Raw genomic sequence first — 20,899 nt, 5'->3', positions numbered from 1 at the left:
CTCAAGACGATTGGTTTTGTGGGATTGGAGGATAAACCTGGGTCATGAAAGCCTTGTCCTGTTCACTGAGTACCAGGTTCAAGTCAATCTTGAAGTCGCCCTCGGTCCAATCCTGACGGACGCGATAGTGCATGATCGACAATGGATCGTAGGGCGAGTAGTTGACCTCGCTGGCGTCGAGACGATTGAAGTAGCGGTTGTCAACGACGCTTCGTGCATAATCGCCTTCTTCAGCATCCTCATCTACGTCATGGGCCGCATAGACTGCTTGTTTGTTCCACGGGATATTGGCTTGTGGATGCAAGTGTTCATGTTCGGCGCCTAAGGCATGTCCAAATTCGTGCATGACGTTGGCAGCAAAAAACTGAGGCATATTCAAGTCTGGTGACAGTGCCATGGTCGGGCCTTCTTCCACTAACAGGGCGTTGGTGCCGATATAAGAAAAATATACACCTGGCTCGCTGGCAATTCGGATATCTCCTTGTTCACCCTCAACGAAATTGAACGTCACACTTATATGTGGCAGCCAATGGCGGGCAGCAGCCTTGACGGCATCCTTGAAGGCTTGATCGCCACTTAAAAAGGCAATGCGCAACGTACGACCCGGAGCCCAGAAGTTTGTGTGCTTGAGAACTGCCCGCTTTTTTCGGCTCGATGCCGAAGCATGGCCGTTCATTGGGTTCTCGGTGATAGCCACTTCGTACGACGCATTGATGTCGGCTGGTTGTATTACAGTGCAGGTTTTATTGGCATTCATAAATAACTATCCATGTTATTGGTGTTTTGTAGTGTGTTGGGTAGTCAAGTTATTGAATATTTTTTACGGGGTAAAGTTTGGTGGTTCAGGAATGTGTTGCTGGTTTTGTTTTGTTTTTTTCGTCAACTAAAGATCGAAATTAACAAACGAAATCGAGACTGAAAGTTGTGGTGGGTGTGCGGCAGCTGCAACAAGCAACTTGAATCGAAAATTTCCGTGCCAGATTGCCTGGCACGGGAGTTGAGGTATTACTTTTGACGAGAAATAAAATCGCGCATACGTTCGGCAGCCTCAACGCACTCCGCCAGCGGCGCAACCAATGCCATGCGCACGCGTCCGGCGCCCGGGTTGGTTCCATCCACGTCTCGCGACAGATAAGAGCCCGGCACCACGGTTACATGTTCCTGCTCGAACAGGTCGCGGCAGAAGGCAGCGTCGTCACCGGCCACATTCGGCCACAGGTAGAAGCTGCCATCCGGGCGCTGCACGTCCATAACCGGGCTGAGGATCTCAAGTATCGCATCGAACTTCTCGCGGTAGAGTGCACGGTTTGCGCGTACATGCACTTCGTCATTCCACGCGGCAACGCTGGCCAGTTGGGTTTGAACCGGCATCGCGCAGCCGTGGTAGGTGCGATAGAGCAGGAAGCCCTTGAGGATGTCTGCGTCGCCGGCGACAAACCCCGAGCGCAGGCCTGGCAGGTTTGAGCGCTTGGACAGGCTGTGGAACACCACGCAACGCTTGAAGTCCTTGCGACCCAGTTCCGCGCAGGCGCTGAGCAGGCCGGGGGGCGGGGTTTGTTCGTCGAAGTACAATTCGCTGTAGCACTCGTCCGCGGCGATCACGAAGTCGTATTCATCGGCCAGGGCGATCAGCTTTTTCAGGGTTTCCAGCGGGATCAAGGCACCGGTCGGGTTGCCCGGCGAGCACAGGAACAAGATCTGGCAGCGTTTCCAGATGTCCGGCGAGACGGCGTCGAAATCCGGATTGAAACCGTTTTCGTCCAGGCACGGCAGGTAATGCGGCTTGGCTCCGGCAAGGAACGCGGCGCCTTCATAGATCTGATAGAACGGGTTCGGGCTGACCACCAGCGCGTCGTCGCCGCGGTTGACCACGGTCTGGGTGAAGGCGAACAGCGCTTCGCGGGTGCCGTTGACCGGCAGCACGTTGCGCGCCGGGTCGATCCAGCCTTTGGGAACATCAAAGCGACGCTCGCACCAGGCCGCGATGGCTTCGCGCAACTCCGGGATGCCGAGGGTGGTCGGGTACACCGCCATTTTTTCCAGATTGCTGGCCAGCGCCTCGGCGACAAAGCTTGGCGAGCGGTGTTTCGGCTCGCCGATGGACAGCGCGATCGGGCGCTTGTCCGGGTTCGGCGTCACGCTGCCGAGCAGGGCGCGGAGTTTCTCGAACGGGTAGGGCTGGAGCTGGGACAGAGCGTTGTTCATCGATGTGTCTCGTTCGGTGTAGTAGCGGGCAAACCCGGTGCCTGTAGGAGCTGACTTGCCAGCGATGGCCATCAACGAAAACGCATGCTTACAGGGTAAGCGTGGGGCCCTTGATTTCTTCGCTGGCAAGCCAGCTCCTACAAAGGGCAGGCTCGCCCCCCAGAGAGGGGATGGTCAATTCAGATGCTGATGCGCGACAACTTGATATCGGGTTCCTGGTTCACGCTCAACTGCTCGACGATTGCATCCTGTAACCGGGTGCACAGTTGCGGGTCGGACAGCGGTTGATTGTTGGCGTCGGTGATGAAGAACACGTCTTCCACGCGCTCGCCCAGCGTGGCGATCTTGGCGTTTTGCAGCGACAGGTCGAACTCCAGGAAAATCGTGCCGATCCGCGCCAACAGGCCCGGGCGGTCGGGCGCCGTCAGTTCCAGCACGGTCACCGGGCGCTGGGCGTCGTTGTGGATTGTCACCTGTGGCGCAAAGGCGAAATGCTTGAGCTGGCGCGGCACCCGGCGCTGGATGATGGTCGGATAGTCATCCGGGTTGCGCAGGGCTTCGGTCAGGCCGTCGCGGATCTGTTTGACCCGCGCCGGGTTATCGCCAATCGAGTCGCCGTCGGTATCGAGCACGATGTAGGTGTCGAGGGTGAACTGGCTGCTGGAGGTGATGACCCGGGCGTCGTGAATGTTCAGGTTGAGCTGGTCCATCGCGGCCACGGTCACGGCGAAGAAGTCGTGCTGGTCGGGCGCATAGATGAAGATCTGCGTACCGCCTTCGAACTCGCGCTGGGTGGTTTCCTTGATCAGCACCAGTGGCCCGCCGTCGGCCGGTTGCTGCAGGATCGCATCACTGTGCCAGGCGACGTCGCCGGCGGTGTGACGCAGGAAGTAGTCGTCTCCCAACTGCGCCCACAACTGCTCGACGTCGTCTGGGTCGGTACCGCCGCGCACCAGGATGTCCAGGGCGGCGCTCTGGGTCTGGCGGATCTGCTCCTCGCGATCCACCGGGTTTTCCAGGCCGCGACGCAGGGCACGCTTGGTCTCGGTATAGAGCTGGCGCAGCAGGCTGGCGCGCCAGGAGTTCCACAGGGTTGGGTTGGTGGCGTTGATGTCGGAGACAGTCAGCACATACAAGTAGTCGAGACGTGTTTCGTCGCCGACGATCTGGGCGAAGTCGTGGATGACTTGCGGATCGGACAGGTCCTTGCGCTGGGCGGTGGTCGACATCACCAGGTGGTTCTGCACCAGCCACACGATCAGGCGGCTGTCCCATGCGGGCAGTTGATGGCGCTGGCAGAAGGCCTCGGCATCCACCGCGCCGATGTCCGAGTGATCGCCGTGGCGGCCCTTGCCGATGTCATGGTACAGGCCGGCCATGTAGATCAGTTCGGGCTTGGGCAGCTTGCCCATGGTCTTGCTGGCCAGCGGGAATTTTTCCGACACCTGCGTGTATTGCAGCTTACGCAGGTGTTTGATCAGGTTCAGGGTGTGGGCGTCGACCGTATAGATGTGGAACAGGTCGTGTTGCATCTGCCCGACGATAAAACCGAATTCGGGCAGATAGCGCCCGAGAATGCCGTAGCGGTTCATCCGCCGCAGGTTGCGGTGGATGCCGATCTTGCACTTGAACAATTCGATAAACAGGCTGGTGTTGCGAATGTCGTTGCGAAACTCATCGTCGATCAGGTGACGGTGTTCGCGCAGCAGGCGAATGGTGTCGGCGCGCACGCCCTTGATCTCGGGCTGTTGGGCCATCAGCACGAAGATTTCGAGCATGGCGAACGGGGTACGGCGAAAGACGTTGTCGTTGCGAGCCTCGATGTAGCCATCATGTAACTGGAAGCGCGAGTTGATCGGCTGCGGCGGCGCTTCGTCTTCCGGCGCGAGGATGACTTCCTCGAAGTGCTGGATGATCAGGTCGCTGAGCTGGGCGATGCTCATCACCACCCGGTAATACTGCTGCATGAAGTTTTCGATGGCTTGCTTGGCGTCATCGCCCTTGAAGCCCAGCAACCCGGCGATGGTGCGCTGGTGGTCGAACAGCAAGCGGTCCTCGGAGCGCCCGGCAAGCATGTGCAGGGCATAACGAACTTTCCACAAAAATTCCTGGGAAGAGGCGAGCAGGGCGTTTTCGCTCTCGACCAGGAAACCTTCGCCGGCCAGTGCTCGCAAGTTCAGGGTGCCGTACTCGCGACGGGCTACCCACAAAATCGTCTGGATATCCCGCAGGCCGCCGGGCGAGCCCTTGACGTTGGGTTCCAGGTTGTATTCGGTGTCGTTGTACTTGTGGTGGCGGGCCTTTTGCTCGGCGCGCTTGGCCAGGAAGAACTCCTTGCTCGGCCACATGTGTGCGGTGCTGGTGACGTCCAGCATGCGCTGGCGCAAATGCTCGGGGCCGGCGATGGTGCGGCTTTCCATCAGGTTGGTGACGACGGTGAGGTCGGCGCGGGCCTCGACGGCGCACTCGTCGACCGAGCGAACGCTCTGGCCGACTTCCAGGCCGATGTCCCACAACAGCGTCAGAAAACGCTCGATGGAATCGCGGAAAACTTCGTGATCGGCACTGTCCAGCAGGATTAGCAGGTCGATGTCGGAATAAGGGTGCAGTTCCCCTCGACCGTAGCCGCCGACCGCGACCAGTGCGATGTCGGCGTCTTCGCTCCAGTTGAACTGGTCCCAGGCCTTTTGCAGGATGTTATCGACGAACCAGGCGCGGTCCTCGATCAGCCGACGAATGTCGCGGCCGTTGCGAAAGCGCGTATCGAGCACCTCGCGAGCCTGGCGGATCGCCTTCTTGAAGGCCGCGATCGGGCTTGCCTTCAGAGCCAGTTCAGCCTGGAACTGGCCTCGGTCGAAGAGTTCGGGATCCACCTGCGGCATCGATTGGCTTTCCTTTCTATAGGCGAGTGTCGGGATCAGGCCGAAATGCGAGGGATGGTGTCATCGCTGCGCAGGGTGAAGATCTCGTAACCGGTATCGGTCACCAGCAGGGTGTGTTCCCACTGTGCCGAGAGCTTGCGGTCCTTGGTGATCGCGGTCCAGCCGTCGCCCAGTACCTTGGTGTCGGCACGGCCCTGGTTGATCATCGGTTCGATGGTGAAAGTCATGCCAGCCTTGAGCTCCATGCCGGTGCCGGCGCGGCCGTAGTGCAGGATCTGCGGCTCTTCGTGGAAGACCTTGCCGATGCCGTGGCCGCAGAACTCGCGAACCACCGAGAAACCGTTCTTTTCCGCGTGCTTCTGGATGATTTCGCCGATGTCACCCAGGCGGCAGCCGGGCTTGACGATTTCAATCGCCTTGTACATGCATTCCTGGGTCACTTGCGACAGGCGCTCGGCCCAGACCGGCACGCTGCCGACGTGGAACATGCGGCTGGTGTCGCCGTGGTAGCCGTCCTTGATGACGGTGACGTCGATGTTTAGCGTATCGCCATCTTTCAATGGCTTGTCGTTCGGGATGCCATGGCAGACCACGTGGTTGATCGAGGTGCAGATCGACTTCGGGTAGCCCTTGTAGTTGAGCGGGGCAGGGATGGCTTGCTGCTCGTTGACGATGTAGTCGTGGCAGATCTGGTTCAACTGATCGGTGGTCACGCCCGGCTTGACATGTTCGGCAATCATTTCCAGCACATCGGCGGCCAGTTTGCCGGCGATACGCATCTTGGCGATATCCTCGGGGGTTTTGAGGGTGACGGTCATACAGGCTCTCTCTGCGCTCGGCGGCGCTTACTGAACGGAAAGGGCGGTGCGCGATCGATCTTCGCGGCCCTGAAAAATGCGATTCTACCAGACGATCAGCGCAAATCTGCGCCTGAGTGCATCGCTTCTCTCTATAGAATGGTGCATTCTTGGCGGATTCCAAGGGATGGCGTCAGGCGTGCGTCAGGATTTCAGAATCCGGGTTCCGTTTTGCCCGGCCTTGTGGTATAAAATGCGCCGCTTTCCGGGGATGTCCCGAAAAGCCTAAATCCACACACGTGTCGACACGATGACCTGGGTGCCTTCAGCTGATGCTGCTGGTTGGTCATTGGGATACGTGGAGGCCAAACCCGACTTATTAAGGAACTATCATGTCCCAAGTCAACATGCGCGATATGCTGAAGGCCGGTGTGCACTTCGGTCACCAGACCCGTTACTGGAACCCGAAAATGGGCAAGTACATTTTCGGCGCGCGTAACAAGATCCACATCATCAACCTTGAAAAAACCCTGCCAATGTTCAACGAAGCTCTGACTTTCGTAGAGCGTCTGGCCCAGGGCAAAAACAAGATTCTGTTCGTCGGCACCAAGCGTTCCGCTGGCAAGATCGTTGCTGAAGAAGCAGCACGTTGCGGTTCGCCGTACGTCGATCACCGCTGGTTGGGCGGCATGCTGACCAACTTCAAAACCATCCGTGCTTCCATCAAGCGTCTGCGTGACCTTGAAGTGCAAGCCGAAGACGGTACTTTCGCCAAGCTGACCAAGAAAGAAGCGCTGATGCGCACTCGTGACCTGGAAAAGCTGGATCGTTCCCTGGGTGGTATCAAGGACATGGGCGGTCTGCCAGACGCTCTGTTCGTTATCGACGTTGATCACGAGCGCATCGCGATCACCGAAGCCAACAAGCTGGGCATCCCGGTCATCGGCGTAGTCGATACCAACAGCAGCCCGGAAGGCGTTGACTACATCATCCCAGGCAACGATGACGCAATCCGCGCTATCCAGCTGTACATGGGTTCGATGGCTGACGCTGTTATCCGCGGTCGCAACAACGTTGCCGGCGGCACCGAAGTTTTCGTTGAAGAAGCTCCGGTAGCAGCAGCTGAGTAACTGACGCCTTGGCGTTGACTCAGTAAGCAAAAAGGGGGCTTGGCCCCCTTTTTGCCACCTCGAAAACCATTTGTCGGCGCCCACTGTTCAATCTGTAACGTGCGGCAGCTAACAAGGGTGATTCGGGAAGAATTGATCGCCCGTTCGATCGGGTGGAATGGTTGAAAACCTATCCAAGAGGAATTTTAAAATGGCAGCAATTACTGCAGCGTTGGTCAAAGAACTGCGCGAGCGTACCGGCGAAGGCATGATGGATTGCAAGAAAGCCCTGGAAAAGGCTGGCGGCGACATCGAGAAAGCCATTGATGACATGCGAGCTTCGGGCGCCATCAAGGCTGCCAAGAAAGCCGGCAACGTTGCCGCTGAAGGCGCAATCGCCATCAAGGCTGACGACAAGGCAGCCGTGCTGCTGGAAGTCAACTCGCAGACCGACTTCCTGGCCCTGCAAGACGACTTCAAGAACTTCGTTGCTGCCAGCGTAGAAAAAGCTTTCGACGAAAAACTGACCGACGCAGCTCCGCTGATCGCCGCTCAGGAATCGGCTCGTGAAGCACTGGTTGCCAAAGTAGGCGAGAACGTCAACATCCGTCGCCTGGTACGCGTAGAGGGCGACGTTGTCGGCACCTACCTGCACGGTAACAAGATCGGTGTTGCTGTTGTTCTCAAGGGCGGCGATGTTCAGCTGGCCAAAGAGATCGCCATGCACGTGGCGGCAAGCAACCCTGAATTCCTGCTGCCATCGCAGGTTTCGCCAGAAGCCATCGAGCGCGAGAAGGGCGTTTTCCTGACCCTGAACGAAGACAAGATGAAAGGCAAGCCAGCTGAAATCGTCGAGAAGATGATTGCTGGTCGCATCACCAAGTTCCTGGCTGAAGCCAGCCTGGTTGAGCAAGCTTTCGTGATGAACCCGGAAATCACCGTGGGTGCCCTGGCCAAGAAAGCCGGCGCTGAAATCGTTTCCTTCACCTACTTCAAGGTCGGCGAAGGCATCGAGAAGCCAGTGGACAACTTCGCTGAAGAAGTTGCTGCCCAGCTGGCTGCCGCCAAGCAATAAGACGGTTTTCAACTGTCGCCCGGAAGAGGCTGCCCGCTCACGCGCGCAGCCTCTTTTCAGATGGGGCACCAATTTTTATTGGTTTCCGTTTGGAACTGGCTTACAAAGCCATGTTCCGATGGCGCTGAAGCAGCGCCAAGCTAGAGTGAACGCCAGCTGAAAACAGCTCGCAAAGAATTTTTAAAATACGCCGCAGGAGAGATTCGCAATGGCTCAGCAGGGCAGTGGTTATCAGGCTCGCTATAAACGCATTCTACTCAAGCTTAGCGGCGAGGCCCTGATGGGCTCGGAAGAGTTCGGGATCGACCCGAAAGTTCTGGATCGCATGGCGCTGGAAGTTGGCCAACTGGTCGGCATCGGTGTTCAGGTCGGTCTGGTTATCGGCGGTGGCAACCTGTTTCGCGGTGAAGCGCTGAGCAAGGCTGGCATGGATCGGGTCACCGGCGACCACATGGGCATGCTGGCCACTGTGATGAACGCCCTGGCCATGCGCGACGCCCTCGAGCGCGCCAATATCTCGGCCATCGTGATGTCCGCTATTTCCATGGTTGGCGTGACCGATCACTATGATCGTCGCAAGGCCATGCGTCACCTGAACTCCAAGGACGTGGTGATCTTTGCGGCCGGTACTGGCAACCCGTTCTTTACGACGGATTCGGCAGCCTGCCTGCGTGCAATCGAAATCGATGCCGACGTCGTGCTCAAGGCGACCAAGGTCGATGGCGTCTACACCGCTGACCCGTTCAAAGACCCGCATGCCGAGAAGTTCGATCATCTGACCTACGATGAAGTGCTGGATCGCAAGCTGGGTGTGATGGATCTGACGGCCATTTGCCTGTGCCGCGACCACAAGATGCCGCTACGCGTATTTAACATGAACAAGCCCGGCGCCCTGCTGAACATCGTGCATGGCGGCGCTGAAGGAACCCTGATCGAGGAAGGCCAACAATGATCAACGAAATCAAGAAAGACGCTCAAGCGCGCATGCAGAAATCCCTGGAGTCTCTGTCCCATGCATTTGGTCAGATTCGTACCGGCAAGGCGCACCCAAGCATTCTCGGTAGTGTGATGGTTCCTTACTACGGCACTGACACTCCATTGAGTGGCGTTGCCAACGTGACTGTGAAAGATTCCCGGACCCTGCAAGTCGTCGCGTTCGAGCGCAACATGCTCGCTGCCGTTGACAAGGCGATCCAGAGTGCCGGCCTGAACCTCAACCCGACCAACCTGGGCGAGTTGCTGCTGATCTCCATGCCTGCCCTGACTGAAGAAACCCGCAAGGGCTTTACCAAGCAGGCGCGCAGCGCCGCTGAAGATGCTCGTGTTGCCGTGCGCAACATTCGTCGCGACGCCCTCGGCGACCTTAAGAAGCTGGTCAAAGACAAGGAAATCAGCGAAGACGAAGAGCGTCGTGCTGCTGCCGATATCCAAAAGCTGACCGACAAGGCTGAGGCTGACATTGATGCGGCCACCAAGCAGAAAGAAGCCGACCTGATGGCCGTATAAGGGTCGCGTTTTCATGGAAAAGACCAAGCAGACTGCACCGTCCGCGGTGCCGCGCCATGTCGCGATCATCATGGATGGTAACAATCGCTGGGCGAAAAAACGCTTTATGCCGGGTGTCGCCGGGCATAAAGCGGGCGTGGATGCGGTACGTGCGGTCATTGAAGTCTGTGCCGAAGCCAAGGTTGAAGTGTTGACCCTGTTCGCCTTTTCCAGTGAAAACTGGCAGCGTCCGGCCGATGAAGTCAGCGCCTTGATGGACCTGTTCTTCAAGGCGTTGCGTCGCGAGGCCAAGCGCCTCAACGACAACAACATCAGCTTGCGCATCATTGGCGACCGTTCGCGATTCCATCCGGAGTTGCAAACCGCCATGCGTGAAGCTGAAGCCATGACGGCCGGCGCCAATCGCTTCATCCTGCAAATCGCGGCCAACTATGGCGGCCAGTGGGATATCGCGCAGGCCGCACAGCGCCTGGCGCGTGAAGTCCAGGCCGGGCATTTGCGTCCCGAAGACATCACGCCCGATCTGTTGCAGACCTGCCTGGCCACGGGCGACCTGCCGCTGCCTGACCTGTGCATCCGCACCGGGGGCGAGCACCGCATCAGCAACTTCCTTCTTTGGCAGCTGGCGTATGCCGAGCTGTACTTCTCCGACCTGTTCTGGCCGGACTTCAAACACGATGCCATGCGCAATGCGCTGGCCGATTTCGCTTCGCGCCAGCGCCGCTTCGGTAAAACGAGCGAGCAGGTCGAGGCTGGAGCCCGGGTTTAATGCTTAAACAACGAATCATCACTGCACTGATCCTGCTACCGATTGCTCTGTGCGGGTTTTTCCTGCTTGAAGGTTCCGGTTTTGCGCTGTTCATCGGGCTGGTGGTCACCTTGGGTGCCTGGGAGTGGGCGCGTCTGGCGGGCTTCACATCCCAGTCGATCCGTGTGGGCTATGCCGCCATCGTCGCGTTGATGCTGTTTGTCATGTATGTCCTGCCAGGACTGGCGCCCTGGGTGCTGGGCGCCTCGGTGCTCTGGTGGGCCGTGGCAACCTATCTGGTGCTGACCTACCCGCGCAGCAGCGAACACTGGTCCAGCGCGGCGTGCAAAATGGTCATTGGCTTGCTGATTCTGCTGCCGGCCTGGCAAGGCCTTGTCCAAATCAAGCAGGAGCCGTTGGGCAACTGGCTGATCATGGCTGTCATGGTGCTGGTCTGGGGGGCTGACATCGGCGCGTACTTTTCCGGGAGGGCCTTCGGCAAGCGCAAGCTCGCACCGCAAGTCAGCCCCGGCAAAAGCTGGGAAGGCGTGTATGGCGGGCTGGCGCTCAGCCTGGTCATGACGGCGATTGTCGGTGTTTCCCGCGGCTGGACGTTCGGCCAGTTGCTGATGGGGCTGATCGGTGCTGCGCTGATCGTGTTCATCTCGGTGGTGGGTGACCTCACCGAAAGCATGTTCAAGCGCCAATCCGGGATCAAGGACAGCAGCAACCTGCTGCCGGGTCATGGCGGTGTGCTGGACCGTATCGATAGCCTGACAGCGGCGATTCCGGTGTTTGCGGTATTGCTGTGGATGGCGGCTCCATGAGTCGCCCGCAACGGATTACCGTCCTGGGGGCGACCGGCTCGATTGGCCTGAGTACGCTCGACGTCATCGCTCGCCACCCTGATCGCTACCAGGTCTTTGCCTTGAGCGGCTTCACTCGCGTGCGCGAATTGCTGGGGCTGTGCGTGCGTCATGTCCCGCAATTTGCCGTGGTGCCCGAAGTGGCGGTGGCCCGCACGCTACAGGACGATTTGCGTGCAGCCGGCCTGTCGACCCGTGTGCTGGTGGGGGAAGAAGGCTTGTGCCAAGTGGCTTCCGATCCGGAAGTCGACACAGTCATGGCTGCCATCGTTGGTGCGGCGGGGTTGCGCCCGACACTGGCGGCGGTCGAGGCCGGCAAGAAGATTCTCCTGGCAAACAAAGAAGCGCTGGTCATGTCCGGCGCGCTGTTTATGCAGGCGGTGCGCAAGAGTGGTTCGGTGCTGTTGCCAATCGACAGCGAGCACAATGCGATTTTCCAGTGCATGCCGCTGGATTACGCCCGTGGTCTCGAGGCGGTGGGTGTACGTCGGATTTTACTGACGGCTTCTGGTGGTCCGTTCCGACAGACACCCTTGGCCGAACTGGCGCATGTTTCACCTGACCAGGCGTGTGCACATCCGAACTGGTCCATGGGGCGAAAAATCTCCGTCGATTCGGCGAGCATGATGAACAAGGGGCTTGAGTTGATTGAAGCCTGCTGGCTGTTCGATGCCAAGCCATCCCAGGTCGAGGTGGTGATTCACCCACAAAGCGTGATTCACTCGCTGGTCGACTATGTCGATGGTTCTGTCCTGGCGCAGTTGGGCAATCCGGACATGCGCACGCCCATCGCCAATGCCCTGGCCTGGCCGGAGCGGATTGATTCGGGAGTCGCACCGCTGGACCTGTTTGCCATTGCGCGCCTGGACTTCCAGGCGCCCGATGAAGAGCGCTTCCCGTGCCTGCGTCTGGCTCGCCAGGCCGCCGAGGCAGGTGATAGCGCGCCGGCAATGCTCAATGCGGCGAATGAAGTAGCGGTGGCGGCATTTCTCGACGAGCGGGTTCGTTACCCGGAAATCGCGAGTATCATCGAGGAAGTATTGAATCTCGAGCCTGTAGTGGCAGTCGGTGACCTGGAGTCGGTATTCACGGCAGACGCGAAGGCGCGCTTGCTGGCCGAACAATGGTTGAGTCGACACGGGCGGTAAACGCTGTGCAGAGTTCACCCGCGCAGCAGCGGATCGGAATGCGGAGAAAGTAGATGAGCGCGCTCTATATGATTGTCGGCACCCTGGTCGCTCTGGGTGTGCTGGTTACCTTCCACGAGTTCGGCCATTTCTGGGTCGCGCGTCGCTGTGGGGTCAAAGTGCTGCGCTTCTCCGTAGGCTTCGGCATGCCGTTGCTGCGCTGGCACGACAAAAAGGGTACTGAATTCGTCGTCGCCGCCATCCCGTTGGGTGGCTACGTCAAGATGCTCGATGAGCGCGAGGGTGAAGTACCCCTTGATCAGCTCGATCAGTCCTTCAATCGCAAAACCGTTCGTCAGCGCATTGCCATTGTCGCGGCCGGGCCGATTGCCAACTTCCTGCTGGCCCTGGTGTTCTTCTGGGTCCTGGCCATGCTCGGCAGCCAGCAGGTGCGTCCGGTCATCGGGGCTGTCGAGTCTGGCAGCGTTGCGGCCCAGGCAGGCTTGAGCCCAGGCCAGGAAATCGTCGCCATCGATGGTGAGGCAACGACCGGCTGGGCCGCGGTGAACCTGCAACTGGTTCGTCGCCTGGGTGAAAGCGGTTCGTTACAGATCATGGTTCGCGAACAAGGCTCTACGGCTGACTCGCCTCGTGAACTTGCGCTGGACAAGTGGCTCAAAGGGGCTGACGAGCCTGATCCGATTCGCTCGTTGGGCATTCGTCCCTGGCGTCCGGCCTTGCCGCCGGTGCTGGCCGAACTCGATCCGAAGGGCCCGGCGCAAGCTGCCGGCCTGAAGACCGGTGATCGCTTGCTGGCCCTCGATGGCCGCGGGCTGGACGACTGGCAGCAGGTCGTCGATAACGTTCGTATGCATCCTGATACCAAAATCATGCTGCGGGTCGAGCGTGACGGTGCTCAAATCGACGTCCCGGTGACCCTGGCTGCACGCGGCGAGAGCAAGTCGCCGAGTGGTTACCTGGGGGCCGGGGTGAAGGCTGTCGATTGGCCGCCGGAGATGGTCCGCGAGATCCGCTACGGGCCATTGGCCGCAATTGGCGAGGGGGCTCGACGCACCTGGACCATGAGTGTGCTGACCCTCGATTCACTGAAGAAAATGTTGTTCGGCGAGCTCTCGGTAAAAAACTTGAGTGGACCGATAACCATTGCTAAAGTGGCGGGCGCTTCGGCCCAGTCGGGTGTTGCTGATTTCCTGAATTTCCTTGCTTATCTGAGTATTAGCCTGGGAGTTCTGAATTTGTTGCCCATCCCGGTACTGGATGGGGGGCATTTGTTGTTTTATCTGATCGAGTGGGCGCGTGGTCGTCCCTTGTCGGATCGGGTGCAAGGTTGGGGGATACAGATCGGTATCAGTTTGGTGGTCGGGGTGATGTTGCTTGCTCTGGTCAATGATCTGGGTCGACTGTAACGCTTCGCTGAATTGCGAATCTGCCGCATTTTGCGGCAGTTTGTTTATTGCCAGTTGGAATAAGAAAGGACTTCATGAAACGTCTGCTGCTAACTGCGGTTCTCACCGTATTGATGATCGCCGAAGTTCACGCCGAGTCCTTCACTATCTCTGATATTCGCGTCAATGGCCTCCAGCGGGTCTCCGCGGGTAGCGTCTTTGGTGCTTTGCCGTTGAACGTCGGTGAACAGGCGGATGATCGTCGCCTGGTGGAATCCACTCGTGCGTTGTTCAAAACCGGTTTCTTTCAAGATATCCAGCTGGGCCGCGATGGCAACGTCCTGGTCATCACGGTAGTCGAGCGTCCATCGGTCGCCAGTATCGAGATCGAAGGCAACAAGGCGATCTCTACCGAAGACCTGATGAAGGGCCTCAAGCAATCCGGTCTGGCCGAAGGCGAGATCTTCCAGCGTGCGACCCTCGAAGGCGTACGTAACGAACTGCAGCGCCAGTACGTCGCCCAGGGTCGCTACTCGGCTACCGTCGACACCGAAGTGGTGCCGCAGCCGCGTAACCGCGTCGGCCTGAAGGTCAACATCAACGAAGGCACCGTTGCCGCTATCCAGCACATCAACGTGGTGGGCAACACGGTCTTCCCCGATGAAGACCTGATCGACCTGTTCGAACTCAAGACCACCAACTGGTTGTCGTTCTTCAAGAACGACGACAAGTACGCCCGTGAAAAACTGTCCGGTGACCTGGAGCGCCTGCGTTCCTACTACCTGGACCGTGGCTATATCAACATGGATATCGCTTCGACCCAGGTGTCCATCACCCCGGACAAGAAGCACGTCTATATCACCGTCAACGTCAACGAAGGCGAGAAGTACACCGTTCGTGACGTCAAGCTCAGCGGTGACCTGAAAGTCCCTGAAGACCAGGTCAAGTCCCTGTTGCTGGTGCAGAAAGGCCAGGTGTTCTCGCGCAAACTGATGACCACCACCTCCGAATTGATCACCCGTCGCCTGGGTAACGAAGGCTATACCTTCGCCAACGTCAACGGCGTGCCTCAGCCGCATGATGAAGATCACACCGTAGACATCCTGTTCGCCGTTGACCCGGGCAAGCGCGCCTACGTGAACCGCATCAACTTCCGTGGCAACACCAAGTCCGAAGACGAAGTGCTGCGTCGTGAAATGCGCCAGATGGAAGGCGGCTGGGCTTCGACCTACCTGATCGACCAGTCCAAGACCCGTCTGGAACGCCTGGGCTTCTTCAAGGAAGCCAACGTCGAGACCCCGGCTGTACCGGGCGTTGATGACCAGGTAGACGTCAACTACAGCGTTGAAGAACAAGCTTCCGGTTCGATTACCGCCAGTATTGGTTTCGCCCAGAGCGCCGGTCTTATCCTTGGTGGTTCGATCACCCAGAACAACTTCCTGGGTACCGGTAACAAGGTCAGCATCGGCCTGACCAAAAGTGATTACCAGACACGATACAACTTCGGTTTTGTAGACCCCTACTGGACTGCCGATGGTGTGAGCCTGGGTTACAACGCCTTCTATCGCACCACCGACTACAAAGACCTCGACGTCAATGTGGCGAGCTATGCGGTAGACAGCTATGGTGCGGGCGTCAGCGTCGGCTATCCAATCAGCGAAACATCGCGCCTGACCTTCGGCCTGACCGCGCAGCAGGACAAGATCAAGACCGGCATTTACACCGTTGACGAGATTTTCGACTTCGTTAACAAGGAAGGCGATCAGTACCTGAACTTCAAGGCTTCGGCCGGCTGGTCCGAGTCCACCCTGAACAAGGGCGTGCTTGCCACCCGAGGTCATTCCCAAAGCCTGGTGCTGGAATCCACGGTTCCAGGCAGCGACCTCTCGTTCTTCAAGCTCGACTATCGCGGTCAGGTGTTCCAGCCATTGTCCGAGAACTATACCGTGCGCCTGCACACCGAGTTGGGTTATGGCGATGGCTACGGTTCGACCGACGGTTTGCCTTTCTATGAAAACTACTATGCTGGTGGTTTCAACTCGGTTCGTGGCTTCAAGGACAGCACCCTGGGTCCTCGCAGTACGCCAAGTACCGGCAAGAACCCTGGTACCCAGTTTGACCCGGACCAGGACCCACTGCCGTTCGGTGGTAACGTCCTGATCCAGGGTGGTGCGGAATTGTTGTTCCCTCTGCCTTTCGTCAAGGACCAGCGTTCCTTGCGCACTTCGGTATTCTGGGACGTGGGTAACGTGTTCGATTCATCGTGCCCGAGCACCACCAACGCCGATGGTACGAAATCCAGCACCAAGTGCGACGACATCAGCTTCAGCAACATGGCCAGTTCCGTCGGCGTGGGTGTGACCTGGGTCACCGCGTTGGGCCCTCTGAGTTTTGCGTTGGCCATGCCAGTCAAGAAACCGGATAACGCTGAGACTCAAGTGTTCCAATTTTCCCTCGGCCAGACGTTCTAAGCGTCTGACCCAAGATAACGACAATGAATTTTGTAGGAGTGCATCGTGCGTAAGTTGACTCAATTGGTTCTCCTGGCCAGCGTACTGGTCGCTGGTCCGGCATTTGCCGACATGAAAATCGCTGTTCTGAATTATCAGATGGCCCTGTTGGAATCCGACGCAGCCAAGAAGTACGCTGTCGATGCCGAGAAAAAGTTCGGTCCTCAGCTGACCAAGCTCAAGACGCTGGAAAGCAGCGCCAAGGGTATTCAGGATCGCCTGGTAGCGGGTGGCGACAAGATGCAGCAGGGCGAGCGTGAGCGCCTGGAGCTGGAATTCAAGCAAAAGGCCCGTGACTTCCAGTTCCAGTCCAAGGAACTGAACGAAGCCAAAGCCGTTGCCGACCGTGAAATGCTCAAGCAGCTCAAGCCGAAACTGGACAGCGCTGTGGAAGAAGTCATCAAGAAAGGTGCTTTTGACTTGGTCTTCGAGCGTGGCGCAGTGATTGATGTCAAGCCTCAATATGACATCACTCGCCAGGTTATCGAGCGCATGAATCAGCTGAAGTAATCCATGACCGTGACCATTAAGCTCGGCCAGTTGGCCGAGTTCCTCGGCGCCACGCTACGTGGCGACCCCGAGAAAGCAATTACTGGGCTAGCCACCTTGCAGGAGGCTGGCCCAGCTCAGTTGAGCTTTCTCGCAAATCCCCAATACCGCAAATTCCTGGCAGGCAGTCAGGCCGCAGCCCTGTTGTTGAAGGCTGCTGACGCCGAAGGCCATGACGGTGATGTGTTGGTGGTGCCTGATCCGTACGCCGCCTATGCGCGTATTTCCCATCTGTTCGATCCCAAGCCCAAGGCAGCTGCCGGCATTCATCCGACGGCGGTGATCGCGGTGGACGCGGTGGTCGATCCGGCGGCGAGTATCGGTGCGTTCGCGGTGATCGAAAGCGGGGCGCAGGTGGCTGCCGGTACGACCGTCGGCGCACATTGCTTCATCGGCGCGCGCAGCGTGGTGGGCGAGGGTGGCTGGCTCGCTCCACGGGTGACGCTCTATCACGACGTGCGGGTGGGCAAGCGGGTAGTCATCCAGTCCGGTGCTGTACTGGGCGGCGAAGGCTTCGGTTTTGCCAACGAGAAAGGTATCTGGCAGAAGATCGCCCAGATCGGCGGCGTGTTGATCGGCGATGATGTTGAAATCGGCGTGAACACGGCTATTGATCGCGGTGCGTTGGCCGATACCATCATCGGCAACGGCGTGAAGCTCGACAACCAGATCCAGATTGCCCACAACGTCCAGGTTGGTGACCACACCGCCATGGCGGCTTGCGTGGGGATTTCCGGCAGCACCAAGATCGGCAAGCATTGCATGCTCGCCGGTGGCGTGGGGTTGGTGGGACACATCGAAATCTGTGACAACGTTTTCCTCACCGGCATGACCATGGTGACCCACTCGATTACCGAGCCGGGTGCCTACTCCTCCGGAACGGCCATGCAGCCGGCAGCCGAGTGGCGCAAAAGCGCGGCACGCATTCGTCAACTCGATGACATCGCGCGGCGTCTGCGCCAGCTGGAAAAGCAGGTAGGGGAAGTGACCCCTGGCGGTAATGCTTCATCAGATGGCTGATACCATTTCCATATCAAGTGCGCGCAGCCGCTAGACTGCGTCCCTGATTTGCTAGTGGAGCGTGCGCCAGTCGCGCGCCCCCAATCTTTACATAGGCTTCCCCCCGAAATGATGGACATCAACGAGATTCGCGAATACCTGCCTCACCGTTACCCGTTCCTGCTGGTAGACCGGGTAGTGGAGCTGGACGTTGAAGGCAAGCGCATTCGTGCCTACAAGAATGTCAGCATCAACGAGCCGTTCTTCAATGGTCACTTCCCTGCGCATCCGATCATGCCGGGCGTATTGATCATCGAGGCAATGGCTCAGGCTGCCGGGATCCTTGGTTTCAAAATGCTCGACGTGAAACCGGCCGACGGCACCCTCTATTACTTCGTCGGGTCCGACAAGCTGCGCTTCCGCCAGCCTGTATTGCCAGGCGACCAGTTGATCCTGGAAGCCAAGTTCCTCAGCTGCAAACGCCAGATATGGAAATTCGAATGCCAGGCTTCGGTCGATGGCAAGCCTGTGTGCTCGGCTGAAATCATCTGCGCGGAACGCAAGCTATGAGTTTGATTGACCCTCGAGCAATCATCGACCCGACAGCCGTTCTGGCTGACGGCGTCGAGGTCGGCCCGTGGTCGATCGTCGGCGCAGGTGTGGAAATCGACGAGGGAACAGTCATCGGGCCGCACGTCATCCTCAAGGGACCGACCCGAATCGGTAAGCACAATCGCATCTACCAGTTTTCCTCGGTCGGTGAAGACACGCCCGACCTGAAATACAAGGGCGAGGAAACCCGCCTGGTGATCGGTGATCACAACGTCATCCGTGAAGGCGTGACGATTCACCGTGGCACCATCCAGGACCGTTCGGAAACGACCCTGGGCGATCACAACCTGATCATGGCCTATGCCCACATCGGCCACGACAGCGTCATCGGCAACCATTGCATCCTGGTCAACAACACCGCGTTGGCGGGCCATGTGCATGTGGAGGACTGGGCGATCCTGTCCGGCTTCACCCTGGTGCATCAGTATTGCCACATCGGCGCCCACAGCTTTTCCGGCATGGGCACGGCGATCGGCAAGGATGTCCCGGCATACGTCACGGTGTTCGGCAACCCGGCCGAAGCCCGCAGCATGAACTTCGAAGGCATGCGCCGTCGTGGTTTCAGCGAAGACGCGATCCACGCGCTGCGTCGCGCCTACAAGGTGGTCTACCGCCAGGGCCTGACCGTTGAACAGGCGCTCGCCGAACTGGCCGAGTCGTCGGCCCAGTATCCGGAAGTGGCGATGTTTCGCGACTCCATCCAGTCTTCGACTCGCGGCATTACCCGCTAACCATGGCCAATCTGCGTATTGCACTGGTGGCGGGAGAGGCTTCCGGTGACATTCTGGGCGCGGGTCTCATGCGTGCGCTCAAGGCTCGTCACCCGGCTGTCGAGTTCATCGGCGTCGGTGGTCCGTTGATGCAGGCAGAAGGCCTGGTCTCGTACTTCCCGATGGAGCGCCTGTCGGTGATGGGACTGGTGGAAGTCCTGGGTCGTCTGCGTGAGTTGCTGGCACGGCGCAAGAAACTGGTCGCCGACCTGATCGCCGCCAAGCCGGATGCGTTCATCGGCATCGATGCGCCGGACTTCAACCTCAATATCGAACTCAAGCTGCGTGAGGCCGGGATCAAGACCGTGCACTACGTCAGCCCGTCGGTCTGGGCCTGGCGGCAGAAGCGTGTGTTGAAGATTCGCGAAGGCTGCGACCTGATGCTCACGCTGTTCCCGTTCGAGGCCAAATTCTACGAAGAAAAAGGCGTGCCGGTGCGGTTTGTCGGCCACACCCTGGCCGATGCCATTCCCCTGCAAGCCGATCGCGCCGCGGCGCGGGCCGAGCTCGGCTTGCCTGACGGGCCGCTGGTGGCATTGATGCCTGGCAGCCGCGGCGGTGAAGTCGGCCGGCTCGGTGCATTGTTTCTTGACACTGCCCAGCGCCTGCGAGCCATGCGCCCGGGGGTGCGGTTTGTCATGCCGTGCGCCAGTCCCCAGCGCCGGACCCAGATCGAAGCCTTGCTGGCCGGTCGCGACCTGCCGTTGACCTTGCTCGATGGCAAGTCCCATCTGGCGCTTGCCGCGTGCGATGCGGTGTTGATTGCCTCCGGCACTGCAACGCTCGAAGCGCTGCTGTACAAGCGGCCGATGGTGGTCGCCTACCGTCTGGCGCCGCTGACGTTCTGGATTCTCAAGCGCATGGTGAAAAGCCCGTACATTTCGCTGCCGAACCTGTTGGCCCAGCGCCTGTTGGTGCCTGAGTTGCTGCAGGACGATGCGACGGTCGAAGCGCTGGCCCAGACCTTATCCCCACTGATCGAAGGTGGCGAAGAACAGACCCGTGGCTTCGATCAAATTCACCGGACCTTGCGTCTGGATGCCTCGAACCAGGCGGCGGATGCCGTGCTGAACCTGATCGGCCAAGTACAATGAGTAAAACAAGCATGCAGATGGGGCTGGATTTCACCTTGGTCGCCGAAGTCGAAGAGTTGGTTGCCGGTGTCGATGAAGTCGGTCGCGGCCCGCTGTGTGGCGCGGTGGTGACAGCCGCGGTGATCCTCGATCCGAATCGCCCGATCCTGGGGCTGAACGACTCGAAGAAACTCACCGAAGCCCGGCGCGAAAAGCTCTACGATGAAATTTGCGAGAAAGCCCTGAGCTGGTGCATCGCTCGCGCCGAAGTCGAAGAAATCGACGAGCTGAATATCCTGCACGCGACGATGCTGGCCATGCAGCGCGCGATCGCCGGGCTGCACATCCAGCCGAAACTGGCGATGATCGACGGTAACCGCTGCCCGAAACTGCCCATGCGCTCCGAGGCAGTGGTGAAGGGCGATAGCAAGGTTCCAGCCATCGCCGCGGCATCGATCCTGGCCAAGGTCAGTCGCGACCGGGAAATGGCTGCATTCGAATTGATCTACCCGGGTTACGGCATCGGCGGTCATAAAGGCTACCCGACCCCCGTTCATCTGGAAGCGCTGGTGCGTCTGGGGCCGACCCCGATTCACCGGCGCTCGTTTGCCCCGGTGCGTCTGGCGTATGAGGCGCTGGAGTGCGCCGTAGAGAGTTAGTCGCAA

The 20,899-nt window shown here is 58.9% G+C and carries 19 protein-coding genes; 15 read left to right on the top strand and 4 right to left on the bottom strand.

The genetic code is table 11. The features are described from left to right. Position 1: 1 nt before the first annotated feature. The 4 genes from J1D76_RS16395 to map form a co-directional block, all read right to left on the bottom strand. Positions 2-757: a M12 family metallopeptidase gene (locus J1D76_RS16395; RefSeq protein ID WP_421139278.1), complete on the bottom strand. Its 756-nt coding sequence runs from the start codon at positions 755-757 to the stop codon at positions 2-4. Positions 758-1,005: 248 nt separating this feature from the next. Next, on the bottom strand, positions 1,006-2,205 hold the full coding sequence (gene dapC, locus J1D76_RS16390) for a succinyldiaminopimelate transaminase (protein WP_421139277.1): 1,200 nt from the start codon (positions 2,203-2,205) through the stop codon (positions 1,006-1,008). 179 nt (positions 2,206-2,384) lie between these two features. After that, complete coding sequence (locus J1D76_RS16385; RefSeq protein WP_421139276.1) at positions 2,385-5,087, bottom strand: [protein-PII] uridylyltransferase; 2,703 nt, start codon at positions 5,085-5,087, stop codon at positions 2,385-2,387. Between the two features lie 35 nt (positions 5,088-5,122). Continuing rightward, positions 5,123-5,905 carry a type I methionyl aminopeptidase gene (map, locus tag J1D76_RS16380; protein WP_421139275.1) on the bottom strand — a complete coding sequence of 261 codons (783 nt, stop codon included), beginning with the start codon at positions 5,903-5,905 and terminating at the stop codon, positions 5,123-5,125. Positions 5,906-6,276: 371 nt separating this feature from the next. Here map and rpsB point away from each other — a divergent pair, with 371 nt between their 5' ends. The 15 genes from rpsB to rnhB all read left to right on the top strand — a co-directional run bounded on the left by rpsB (position 6,277) and on the right by rnhB (position 20,893). Beyond that, the gene (gene rpsB / locus J1D76_RS16375; protein WP_007978390.1) at positions 6,277-7,014 is read left to right on the top strand and encodes a 30S ribosomal protein S2; all 738 of its coding nucleotides are present in this window, start codon (positions 6,277-6,279) and stop codon (positions 7,012-7,014) included. Positions 7,015-7,204: 190 nt separating this feature from the next. Beyond that, a complete protein-coding gene (gene tsf / locus J1D76_RS16370) occupies positions 7,205-8,068 on the top strand; it encodes a translation elongation factor Ts (RefSeq protein ID WP_150718421.1) in 864 nt (287 codons plus the stop codon). Positions 8,069-8,276: 208 nt separating this feature from the next. Continuing rightward, complete coding sequence (gene pyrH / locus J1D76_RS16365) at positions 8,277-9,020, top strand: UMP kinase (RefSeq protein ID WP_003222124.1); 744 nt, start codon at positions 8,277-8,279, stop codon at positions 9,018-9,020. Then, positions 9,017-9,574: a ribosome recycling factor gene (gene frr / locus J1D76_RS16360; protein WP_045060130.1), complete on the top strand. Its 558-nt coding sequence runs from the start codon at positions 9,017-9,019 to the stop codon at positions 9,572-9,574. The genes pyrH and frr overlap by 4 nt, the downstream gene beginning before the upstream one ends. Before the next feature lie 13 nt (positions 9,575-9,587). Further along, positions 9,588-10,343: a polyprenyl diphosphate synthase gene (uppS, locus tag J1D76_RS16355; protein ID WP_421139274.1), complete on the top strand. Its 756-nt coding sequence runs from the start codon at positions 9,588-9,590 to the stop codon at positions 10,341-10,343. Beyond that, the gene (locus tag J1D76_RS16350) at positions 10,343-11,149 is read left to right on the top strand and encodes a phosphatidate cytidylyltransferase (RefSeq protein ID WP_421139273.1); all 807 of its coding nucleotides are present in this window, start codon (positions 10,343-10,345) and stop codon (positions 11,147-11,149) included. The genes uppS and J1D76_RS16350 overlap by 1 nt, the downstream gene beginning before the upstream one ends. Further along, the gene (gene ispC, locus J1D76_RS16345; protein ID WP_421139272.1) at positions 11,146-12,336 is read left to right on the top strand and encodes a 1-deoxy-D-xylulose-5-phosphate reductoisomerase; all 1,191 of its coding nucleotides are present in this window, start codon (positions 11,146-11,148) and stop codon (positions 12,334-12,336) included. The genes J1D76_RS16350 and ispC overlap by 4 nt, the downstream gene beginning before the upstream one ends. Before the next feature lie 53 nt (positions 12,337-12,389). Next, on the top strand, positions 12,390-13,742 hold the full coding sequence (gene rseP, locus J1D76_RS16340; protein ID WP_421139270.1) for a sigma E protease regulator RseP: 1,353 nt from the start codon (positions 12,390-12,392) through the stop codon (positions 13,740-13,742). Between the two features lie 74 nt (positions 13,743-13,816). Continuing rightward, positions 13,817-16,192 carry an outer membrane protein assembly factor BamA gene (bamA, locus tag J1D76_RS16335; RefSeq protein WP_421139269.1) on the top strand — a complete coding sequence of 792 codons (2,376 nt, stop codon included), beginning with the start codon at positions 13,817-13,819 and terminating at the stop codon, positions 16,190-16,192. 45 nt (positions 16,193-16,237) lie between these two features. After that, positions 16,238-16,741 carry an OmpH family outer membrane protein gene (locus tag J1D76_RS16330; protein WP_060541035.1) on the top strand — a complete coding sequence of 168 codons (504 nt, stop codon included), beginning with the start codon at positions 16,238-16,240 and terminating at the stop codon, positions 16,739-16,741. Positions 16,742-16,744: 3 nt separating this feature from the next. After that, on the top strand, positions 16,745-17,800 hold the full coding sequence (gene lpxD / locus J1D76_RS16325; RefSeq protein ID WP_421139268.1) for a UDP-3-O-(3-hydroxymyristoyl)glucosamine N-acyltransferase: 1,056 nt from the start codon (positions 16,745-16,747) through the stop codon (positions 17,798-17,800). Positions 17,801-17,908: 108 nt separating this feature from the next. Then, positions 17,909-18,349 carry a 3-hydroxyacyl-ACP dehydratase FabZ gene (fabZ, locus tag J1D76_RS16320; protein WP_128607522.1) on the top strand — a complete coding sequence of 147 codons (441 nt, stop codon included), beginning with the start codon at positions 17,909-17,911 and terminating at the stop codon, positions 18,347-18,349. After that, a complete protein-coding gene (lpxA, locus tag J1D76_RS16315; protein WP_421139267.1) occupies positions 18,346-19,122 on the top strand; it encodes an acyl-ACP--UDP-N-acetylglucosamine O-acyltransferase in 777 nt (258 codons plus the stop codon). The genes fabZ and lpxA overlap by 4 nt, the downstream gene beginning before the upstream one ends. 2 nt (positions 19,123-19,124) lie before the next feature. Beyond that, positions 19,125-20,255: a lipid-A-disaccharide synthase gene (lpxB, locus tag J1D76_RS16310; RefSeq protein WP_421139266.1), complete on the top strand. Its 1,131-nt coding sequence runs from the start codon at positions 19,125-19,127 to the stop codon at positions 20,253-20,255. Between the two features lie 11 nt (positions 20,256-20,266). Beyond that, a complete protein-coding gene (gene rnhB, locus J1D76_RS16305) occupies positions 20,267-20,893 on the top strand; it encodes a ribonuclease HII (protein ID WP_421139360.1) in 627 nt (208 codons plus the stop codon). The last annotated feature ends 6 nt before the right edge of the window (positions 20,894-20,899 follow it).

Origin of the sequence: Pseudomonas sp. NFX15, assembly GCF_049132105.1 — a bacterium.
GTDB lineage: Bacteria > Pseudomonadota > Gammaproteobacteria > Pseudomonadales > Pseudomonadaceae > Aquipseudomonas.
This window is presented reverse-complemented; position numbering and strand designations above follow the sequence as displayed.

Coding starts and splice junctions, on each gene's coding strand:
- J1D76_RS16395 (WP_421139278.1), bottom strand. CDS start 757: ATGAATGCCAATAAAACCTGCACTGTAATACAACCAGCCGACATCAAT.
- dapC (WP_421139277.1), bottom strand. CDS start 2,205: ATGAACAACGCTCTGTCCCAGCTCCAGCCCTACCCGTTCGAGAAACTC.
- J1D76_RS16385 (WP_421139276.1), bottom strand. CDS start 5,087: ATGCCGCAGGTGGATCCCGAACTCTTCGACCGAGGCCAGTTCCAGGCT.
- map (WP_421139275.1), bottom strand. CDS start 5,905: ATGACCGTCACCCTCAAAACCCCCGAGGATATCGCCAAGATGCGTATC.
- rpsB (WP_007978390.1), top strand. CDS start 6,277: ATGTCCCAAGTCAACATGCGCGATATGCTGAAGGCCGGTGTGCACTTC.
- tsf (WP_150718421.1), top strand. CDS start 7,205: ATGGCAGCAATTACTGCAGCGTTGGTCAAAGAACTGCGCGAGCGTACC.
- pyrH (WP_003222124.1), top strand. CDS start 8,277: ATGGCTCAGCAGGGCAGTGGTTATCAGGCTCGCTATAAACGCATTCTA.
- frr (WP_045060130.1), top strand. CDS start 9,017: ATGATCAACGAAATCAAGAAAGACGCTCAAGCGCGCATGCAGAAATCC.
- uppS (WP_421139274.1), top strand. CDS start 9,588: ATGGAAAAGACCAAGCAGACTGCACCGTCCGCGGTGCCGCGCCATGTC.
- J1D76_RS16350 (WP_421139273.1), top strand. CDS start 10,343: ATGCTTAAACAACGAATCATCACTGCACTGATCCTGCTACCGATTGCT.
- ispC (WP_421139272.1), top strand. CDS start 11,146: ATGAGTCGCCCGCAACGGATTACCGTCCTGGGGGCGACCGGCTCGATT.
- rseP (WP_421139270.1), top strand. CDS start 12,390: ATGAGCGCGCTCTATATGATTGTCGGCACCCTGGTCGCTCTGGGTGTG.
- bamA (WP_421139269.1), top strand. CDS start 13,817: ATGAAACGTCTGCTGCTAACTGCGGTTCTCACCGTATTGATGATCGCC.
- lpxD (WP_421139268.1), top strand. CDS start 16,745: ATGACCGTGACCATTAAGCTCGGCCAGTTGGCCGAGTTCCTCGGCGCC.
- fabZ (WP_128607522.1), top strand. CDS start 17,909: ATGATGGACATCAACGAGATTCGCGAATACCTGCCTCACCGTTACCCG.
- lpxA (WP_421139267.1), top strand. CDS start 18,346: ATGAGTTTGATTGACCCTCGAGCAATCATCGACCCGACAGCCGTTCTG.
- lpxB (WP_421139266.1), top strand. CDS start 19,125: ATGGCCAATCTGCGTATTGCACTGGTGGCGGGAGAGGCTTCCGGTGAC.
- rnhB (WP_421139360.1), top strand. CDS start 20,267: ATGCAGATGGGGCTGGATTTCACCTTGGTCGCCGAAGTCGAAGAGTTG.